8 protein-coding genes are annotated in these 7676 nt (G+C 73.8%); 5 read left to right on the plus strand and 3 right to left on the minus strand.

The features are described from left to right. The first annotated feature begins 76 nt into the window (after nucleotides 1–76). From G6556_RS15455 to G6556_RS15475, 5 genes are all read left to right on the plus strand, one after another. On the plus strand, nucleotides 77–490 hold the full coding sequence (locus tag G6556_RS15455; protein WP_166943328.1) for a pilus assembly protein CpaE: 414 nt from the start codon (nucleotides 77–79) through the stop codon (nucleotides 488–490). A 36-nt stretch (nucleotides 491–526) separates the two neighbouring features. Next, entirely contained in the window at nucleotides 527–823 is a 297-nt protein-coding gene (gene gatC, locus G6556_RS15460) for an Asp-tRNA(Asn)/Glu-tRNA(Gln) amidotransferase subunit GatC (protein WP_147795987.1), read from the plus strand. A gap of 1 nt (nucleotide 824) precedes the next feature. Further along, nucleotides 825–2339 (plus strand): Asp-tRNA(Asn)/Glu-tRNA(Gln) amidotransferase subunit GatA, encoded by a 1515-nt coding sequence (gene gatA, locus G6556_RS15465; protein WP_166943331.1) that lies wholly within the window; start codon nucleotides 825–827, stop codon nucleotides 2337–2339. Beyond that, nucleotides 2336–3844 carry an Asp-tRNA(Asn)/Glu-tRNA(Gln) amidotransferase subunit GatB gene (gene gatB / locus G6556_RS15470; protein ID WP_166943334.1) on the plus strand — a complete coding sequence of 503 codons (1509 nt, stop codon included), beginning with the start codon at nucleotides 2336–2338 and terminating at the stop codon, nucleotides 3842–3844. The genes gatA and gatB overlap by 4 nt, the downstream gene beginning before the upstream one ends. A gap of 160 nt (nucleotides 3845–4004) precedes the next feature. After that, the gene (locus G6556_RS15475) at nucleotides 4005–4550 is read left to right on the plus strand and encodes a GNAT family protein (RefSeq protein WP_166943337.1); all 546 of its coding nucleotides are present in this window, start codon (nucleotides 4005–4007) and stop codon (nucleotides 4548–4550) included. 121 nt (nucleotides 4551–4671) lie between these two features. On the opposite strand, the gene G6556_RS15480 is transcribed toward G6556_RS15475, so the two are convergent. The 3 genes from G6556_RS15480 to G6556_RS15490 form a co-directional block, all read right to left on the minus strand. After that, complete coding sequence (locus G6556_RS15480) at nucleotides 4672–5235, minus strand: DoxX family protein (RefSeq protein ID WP_166943340.1); 564 nt, start codon at nucleotides 5233–5235, stop codon at nucleotides 4672–4674. A 325-nt stretch (nucleotides 5236–5560) separates the two neighbouring features. Next, a complete protein-coding gene (locus G6556_RS15485; RefSeq protein ID WP_166943343.1) occupies nucleotides 5561–6127 on the minus strand; it encodes a DoxX family protein in 567 nt (188 codons plus the stop codon). Between the two features lie 170 nt (nucleotides 6128–6297). Beyond that, a partial coding sequence (locus G6556_RS15490; protein ID WP_346774934.1) for a deoxyribodipyrimidine photo-lyase occupies nucleotides 6298–7676 on the minus strand: 1379 nt, incomplete at its 5' end.

The raw sequence follows: 7676 nt of genomic DNA on the forward strand, positions 1-7676 counted from the left end.
ATGGCGATCATCGCGCCAGTATCGTCCGGCGGGCCGCCGCCGAGCGCGCGGCGGCCCGCCGGACGATACTGGCGCGATGATCGCCATCGAGCGCGCGGAGCTCCTGCAGGCCGCGGGCCTGCGCTGGACGCCGACGTCCGGGGACCGGTTCGCCCTGCGCCAGCCCGCGCTGGCGGGCGAGATCTTCACCATCAGCGAGATGACCATCGAGCCGCACGCCTACCCGACCGGCACGGTGCTCGGGTTCAACGGCACCACCGAGTGGGCGCTCGACTCCGTCACCCAGGACGACGCGGTGTGGCTGCCGCGCGAGGACCAGCTCCGCGAGCTGCTCGGCGGGACCTTCCGGAGCCTGGCGCGGGCGCTCGACGGGTCGTACCTCGTGGTCGTCGAGCTGCCGGGCCAGCCGGAGCGGTCGTTCGCCGCCGAGGAGGCCGAGGACGCCTACGCGGACGCCGTCCTGGCCCTGGTCTCGGCCGCGCGGGTCTGACCCGGCCGGGACCCGCGCGCGACTAGACTCGCGGGCATGTCCTCCCTCTCTCGTGACGAGGTCGCGCGCGTCGCGGGCCTGGCGCGGATCGACCTGACCCCCGAGGAGCTCGACCGCCTCGCGGGCGAGCTCGACGTGATCGTCGAGTCGGTCGCCCGGGTCAGCGAGGTCGCCACGCCCGACGTGCCGGCCACCAGCCACCCGCTGCCGATGACCAACGTGTTCCGCCCGGACGTGCCGGAGCAGCCGCTGACGCAGGAGCAGGCCCTGTCCGGCGCGCCCGCGTCGGAGGACGGCAAGTTCCTCGTCCCGCAGATCCTCGGGGAGGAGTGAGATGACCGACCTGACCCGTCTGTCGGCCGCGGAGCTGGCCGAGAAGCTCGCCGCGCGCGAGGTCACCAGCGTCGAGGTCACGCAGGCCCACCTGGACCGCATCGCGGCCGTCGAGCCCGCCGTGCACGCCTACCTGCACGTCTCCGCCGCCGAGGCGCTGGCCACGGCCGCCGACGTCGACGCGCGCCGCGCCGCCGGCGAGGAGCTGCACCCGCTCGCCGGCGTGCCGATCGCCGTCAAGGACGTCGTCGTCACGCAGGGCCTGCCGACCACGGCCGGCTCGAAGATCCTCGAGGGCTGGGTGCCGCCGTACGACGCGACCCTGGTCGAGCGGATCAAGGCCGCCGGCCTGCCGATCCTCGGCAAGACCAACATGGACGAGTTCGCCATGGGGTCGTCCACCGAGCACTCGGCCTACGGCAACACGCACAACCCGTGGGACCTGGACCGGATCCCCGGCGGCTCCGGCGGCGGCTCGGCCGCGGCGGTCGCGGCCTACGAGGCCCCGCTGGCCATCGGCACCGACACCGGCGGCTCGATCCGCCAGCCCGGCGCCGTCACCGGCACCGTCGGCGTGAAGCCGACCTACGGCTCGGTGTCCCGCTACGGCCTCATCGCGCTCGCCTCGTCGCTCGACCAGGCCGGCCCGGTCACGCGCACCGTGCTCGACTCCGCGCTGCTGCACGAGCTCATCGGCGGGCACGACCCGCGCGACTCGACGTCCATCCCGGAGCCGCTGCCCGGCCTGGTCGCCGCGGCCCGCCAGGGCGCGTCCGGCGACCTCACCGGCGTGCGCGTCGGCGTGGTCCGCGAGCTGCAGGGCGAGGGCTACCAGCCCGGCGTGCTCGCGCGGTTCGAGGAGTCGCTGGAGCTGCTCCGCGGCGCGGGTGCCGAGATCGTCGAGGTCTCCTGCCCGCACTTCGAGTACGCGCTCGGCGCGTACTACCTGATCCTGCCGTCCGAGGCGTCCAGCAACCTGGCCAAGTTCGACGGGATGCGGTTCGGCCTGCGGGTCGAGCCGAGCGAGGGCCCCGTGACCGCCGAGCGCGTCATGGCCGCCACCCGCGGCGCCGGCTTCGGCGACGAGGTGAAGCGCCGGATCATCCTCGGCACCTACGCCCTGTCGGCCGGCTACTACGACGCCTACTACGGCTCGGCGCAGAAGGTCCGCACGCTCATCCAGCGCGACTTCGCCGCCGCGTTCGAGCAGGCGGACGTGCTCGTCTCCCCGACGGCGCCGACCACGGCGTTCAAGCTGGGCGAGAAGCTGGACGACCCGCTGGCGATGTACCTCAACGACGTCGCCACCATCCCGGCCAACCTGGCCGGCGTGCCGGGCATGTCGCTGCCGAACGGCCTGTCGGACGACGGCCTGCCCGTCGGCTTCCAGGTGCTGGCCCCGGCCAAGGCCGACGACCGGCTCTACCGCGTGGGCGCCGCGCTCGAGGCGCTGCTGGAGAAGAACTGGGGCGGCCCGCTGCTGGCCAAGGCTCCCGAGCTGGAGGTGGGCGAGTGAGCACCCAGACGGTCGACCTGGCCGACTACGACGAGGCCGTGGCCCGGTTCGACCCGGTCATCGGCATCGAGGTGCACGTCGAGCTCGGCACCGCGACCAAGATGTTCGACGGCGCCCCGCAGACGTTCGGCGCCGAGCCCAACACCGCGGTGACGCCCGTGTCGCTGGGCCTGCCGGGCGCGCTGCCCGCCGTCAACGGCACCGCGGTCGAGTACGCCATCCGGATCGGCCTCGCGCTGAACTGCCAGATCGCGGAGACCTGCCGGTTCGCCCGGAAGAACTACTTCTACCCGGACGTGCCGAAGAACTTCCAGACCTCGCAGTACGACGAGCCGATCGCCCACGACGGGTACCTCGACGTCGAGCTCGAGGACGGCACCGTGTTCCGGGTCGAGATCGAGCGCGCGCACATGGAGGAGGACGCGGGCAAGAACACCCACGTCGGCGGCGCCACCGGCCGCATCCAGGGCGCGGAGTACTCGCTGGTCGACTACAACCGCGCCGGCATCCCGCTGGTCGAGATCGTCACCAAGCCGATCACCGGCGCCGGCGAGCGCGCCCCCGAGGTCGCGCGCGCCTACGTCCAGACGCTGCGGGACATCTTCCGGGCGCTCGGCGTGTCCGAGGCGCGGATGGAGCGCGGCAACGTCCGCGCCGACGTCAACGTCTCGCTCCGCCCGACGCCCACGTCCCCGCTGGGCACCCGCACCGAGACGAAGAACGTGAACTCGTTCCGCTCGGTCGAGCGCTCCGTCCGGTACGAGATCAGCCGCCAGGCCGCGATCCTCGACGCCACCGGGTCGGTCACCCAGGAGACCCGGCACTGGCACGAGGACACCGGCATCACCACGGCGGGTCGCGTGAAGTCGGACGCCGAGGACTACCGGTACTTCCCGGAGCCCGACCTGGTCCCCGTCGCCCCGTCCCGCGAGTGGGTCGAGGAGATCCGCGCCGCGCTGCCCGAGCTGCCCGCCGCCCGCCGGCGCCGGCTGCAGGGGGAGTGGGGCTACGCGGACGCCGAGATGCGCGACGTGGTCAACGCGGGCGCCGTCGAGCTGATCGAGGCGACCGTGGCCGCGGGCGCGAGCCCGGCGGCCGCCCGCAAGTGGTGGATGGGCGAGCTCGCTCGCACCGCCAAGACGCAGGAGGTCGAGCTCGCCGAGCTGCCGATCACCCCGGCGCAGATCGGCCAGCTGCAGCAGCTCGTCGACGCGGGGCGGATCAACGACAAGCTGGCCCGGCAGGTCCTCGAGGGCGTGCTCGCAGGCGAGGGCGACCCGGAGGCGGTCGTCGTCGCGCGCGGGCTGGAGGTCGTCTCGGACGACGGCCCGCTGCTCGAGGCGATCGACGCGGCCCTGGCCGCCCAGCCCGACATCGCGGAGAAGATCCGGTCCGGCAACCTCGGCCCGGTCGGCGCGATCATCGGCTCGGTCATGAAGGCGACCCGCGGCCAGGCCGACGCCGGCCGCGTGCGCGAGCTGGTCCTGGAGCGCGTCCAGGCCTGAGCGGCACGACGGCGGCGCGGCACCCAGCAGGATCGGGGCCGCGCCGCCGTCGCGTGCGGCGGAGGGACGCCACGGACGGATCCGGAACGCGCGCGACCGCGCGGCGAAACACGACGGTCACCCGCAGTGCCTAGGCTCGGGTCGACGAGGAGGCAGTCCCATGGAGAAGCCCACGCTCGAGGGCGAGATGATCCACCTGCGCCCCATCCGCGCCGACGACGCGCCCGCGATGTGGGACATGGTCAACGACCCCGAGGGGATGCGGACCACCGGCACCACCACGGTGTTCACCCGCGCGCAGATCGACGCCTGGTGCGCCACGGTCTCCGGCCTGGACGGCCGGATCGACCTCGCCATCACGGCCAACGGCTCCGACGAGTACCTCGGCGAGATCGTGCTCAACGACATCGACGAGGTGGTCGGCTCCGCGAACCTGCGCCTCGTCATGCGTCCCGCGTACCGCGGCCGCGGCTACGGCACCGAGGCGATCGAGCTGGTGCTGGGCCTCGCGTTCGACGGGATCGGGCTGCACCGGGTCGGGCTGGACGTGCTGAGCATCAACGCCCGCGCGCACTCGCTGTACGAGAACATCGGCTTCCGGGTCGAGGGCCGGCGGCGGGACGCGTACCGGGACGGCGACGGCTGGTGCGACGGCATCGACATGGGGATGCTCGAGGACGAGTACCGGGCGCTGCGGGCGGCCTGAGCGCCGCGACAGCGGGCACGCACGTCCCGCGCGCACGGACGAGGCGCCGGTCCCCGGGAGGGTGGGGACCGGCGCCTCGCGCCTGCGGTGAGCGGCGGGGCCGCTCAGGGGTGCTGGTCGATCAGATGAGCCAGCGGTTCTTCTGCACGACCGGCAGGCTCTTCCACCAGCGGCCGAGGCCCCAGGTGTCGCCGCCCGCGGTGAGCGCGACGAGCACGAGGACCAGCGCGTAGATGATGTGGTAGTCCATGACCGGGTTGGTCGAGCCGGCGATCAGCGGCCACTCGGCGAGCCACATCATGATCATGATGAGCGAGCCGGCGCCCGCGGCGACCCGGGTGCCGATGCCGAGCATGACCGCCAGGCCGACGCCCAGCATGCCGAGCATGAACAGCACGTCCGAGACGGGGCTGGCGATGCCGTTGAAGAAGCCGGTCAGCGGGCCCTGGGCCGCGAACTGCAGGAAGCCCTGGCTCGGCGCGCCGCCGTTGATCCAGGCCGCGTCCGAGGCGGTCGAGTAGCCGAACCCGAACGTCTTGTCGAGGAACGCCCAGAGGAAGATGAACCCCGTCGAGAGACGGAGCGCGGCGAGCACGCGGCGGGCGGCCACCGAGGTGACGACGTCCTCCTGGGTCCGCGAGGTCGCGGGGGCCGCCTCGGTGCGGGGGGTGGTGATCGTGGTCATGATCCGTGCCTTCTTGTCTGGGGTTCACCTTGTGATGACTTTCCCAATGTCCTCCCGTCCGAGGCCCTGCACCCCGGACGGAAGTCCCAGAGCCCTCGCGCACGGCTGCTGGAAAGCGCTCCGCGTCACCCGGATGCGGACCACCCGGGACGTCGGTCCCAGGTCCGGGGCGTCTGTGGCCGGGACCTCGGTCCTGGGTCGTGTCGCGGCTGCGTCGAGTGCGGACGCCCCGGGGCACGGACGAGGCGCCCACCCCCGTCGGGGGCAGGCGCCTCGTGTCGTGCGCCCGGCCGCGGCGGTCTCCGTCCGCCGCGGCCGGGCGTGCTCAGCGCAGCCAGCGCTGCGAGCGCACCACCGGCAGCTCGCGCCACATCCGCCCGAGCCCCCAGGTGTCGCCGGCGAGGCAGACCGCGCAGACGACCAGGGCCAGGGCGTAGATGATGTGGTAGTCCACGAGCGGGTTGGTCGACCCCGCGGTGAGCGGCCACTCGGCCGCCCACATCAGGATCATGATGAGCGAGCCGGCCCAGGCGGACACCCGCAGGCCGATGCCGAGCATCACCGCGAGGCCCACGCCCAGCATGCCGAGCATGAACAGCACGTCGGTGGCGGGGCTGGCGATCGACTGGAACAGGTCCTTGAACGGGCCGACCACCGCCTCGCTGTTGAGGAAGCCCTGGCTCGGCGTGCCGCCGTTGATCCAGGCCCGCTCGGACGGGGTGGAGTAGCCGAGGCCGAACGTCTTGTCGACGAAGGCCCACAGGAAGATGAACCCGGTGGCGAGCCGGGTCGCGGCGAGCGCGCGACGCGCGTTCAGCGTGGTGACGACGTCCTCCTGGGCCGGCAGCGGGGCTGGCGCGGCGGACGGGCGCGAGACGGTGGGTGCGGACATGGCAGCTGCCTCCGGTCGGGATCACGGCTTTGTGACGACCGGCTCAATGTCCCGCGCGGGGCGCCCGAGGGGAGGGGTCCAAGGTCCCGACTTCCGCGACTTCCTGCGTGCGTGGGTCGCGCGGACGTCGCATCCGGGACCTGGGTCCCGGCGGCAGGGCGTGCGGGGGGTCAGCGCAGCGACTGGTACGCCCCGAGCGACACCGCGCGCTCGTGCGCGTGGTCCACGATCCGCTCGGGGTAGTCCGGCGCCGCCGACCGCGGCAGCTTCCACGGCTCGTGCACGGCCCTGCCCGGGATGTCCCGGAGCTCCGGCACCCAGCGCCGCACGTAGTGGCCGTGCGGGTCGAACTTCACGCCCTGCGTCACCGGGTTGAACACCCGGAAGTACGGCGCGGCGTCCCGGCCGGTCCCCGCGACCCACTGCCAGTTCATCTGGTTCTGCGGGATGTCGCCGTCCACCAGCCACGCCATGAAGTGGTCCGCCCCGCGCTGCCAGCGCACGTGCAGGTCCTTGACCAGGAACGAGGCCACGGCCATCCGCACCCGGTTGTGCATCCAGCCCTCGCCGCGCAGCTGCCGCATCCCGGCGTCGACCAGCGGGTAGCCGGTCCGGCCGTCCGCCCACGCGGCCAGCGCCCGCGCCTCGGCGTCGCCGTTCACCCAGGCGCTCTCCGGGATCACCGGGGTCAGCGACTCGTGGGCCGCGCTCGGCTGGTGGAACAGCACGTCCGCGTGGAAGTCGCGCCACGCGATCTGGCCGCGGAACGTGTCGGCGCCCTCGCCCCGGCGGTGCGCGAGGTCGGCCAGGATCGTGCGCGGGTGGATCTCGCCCCACTTGAGCGGGACGGACAGCCGCGAGGTGCTGTCGAGGTCGGGGCGGTCGCGCTCGGCCTTGTAGTGCGACAGCGGGCCGTCGAGCATCTCCGCCCACCGGGCCAGCGCCGCCGCCTCCCCGGCCTCGGGCAGCGCGAGCCCGTCCGGCACCCGGGCGTCCGGCACGGCGTCCGAGCGGCCGCCGTCGAGGAACGACACGGCGCGCAGGGTCGCGGCCGCGTCCGGGGCGGGGGAGTGCCAGCCGTGCTCGGCCCACGCGCGGCGGAACGGCGTGAACACCTTGTACGTGGTGCCCGAGCCGTTCCGAACCCGCCCGGGGGTGACCGCGTAGGGGGAGCCGGTCCGCACCAGCGCACGGCCGTCCTCCTCGAGCGTCCACTCGACGTGGTCGTCCCGGCGCCGGCCGAACGGCTCCGTCGACGCCGCGACGTGCACCGCCTCCGCGCCGACCTCGCGGGCCACCGCCGGGACCACCGCGCGCGGGTCGCCGGACCGGATGAGGAGCCGACCGCCGGTCTGCTCGTCGAGCGCCGCGAGGCTCCGGGCCAGGTACGCGCGGCGCGGCGCCCCCGACGACGCCCACAGCCGCGGGTCGAGCACGTACAGGGCGAGCACGTCGCCCTGCGCGGCCGCCGCGTGCAGCGCGGGGTTGTCGCCGAGCCGCAGGTCGCGGCGGAACCAGTGGATGGCGGTCACCCGGCGACGGTAGCCAG

It is taken from the genome of Cellulomonas sp. IC4_254 (genome assembly GCF_011603975.1).
GTDB lineage: Bacteria > Actinomycetota > Actinomycetes > Actinomycetales > Cellulomonadaceae > Cellulomonas.

Coding starts and splice junctions, on each gene's coding strand:
- G6556_RS15455 (WP_166943328.1), top strand. CDS start 77: ATGATCGCCATCGAGCGCGCGGAGCTCCTGCAGGCCGCGGGCCTGCGC.
- gatC (WP_147795987.1), top strand. CDS start 527: ATGTCCTCCCTCTCTCGTGACGAGGTCGCGCGCGTCGCGGGCCTGGCG.
- gatA (WP_166943331.1), top strand. CDS start 825: ATGACCGACCTGACCCGTCTGTCGGCCGCGGAGCTGGCCGAGAAGCTC.
- G6556_RS15475 (WP_166943337.1), top strand. CDS start 4,005: ATGGAGAAGCCCACGCTCGAGGGCGAGATGATCCACCTGCGCCCCATC.
- G6556_RS15480 (WP_166943340.1), bottom strand. CDS start 5,235: ATGACCACGATCACCACCCCCCGCACCGAGGCGGCCCCCGCGACCTCG.
- G6556_RS15485 (WP_166943343.1), bottom strand. CDS start 6,127: ATGTCCGCACCCACCGTCTCGCGCCCGTCCGCCGCGCCAGCCCCGCTG.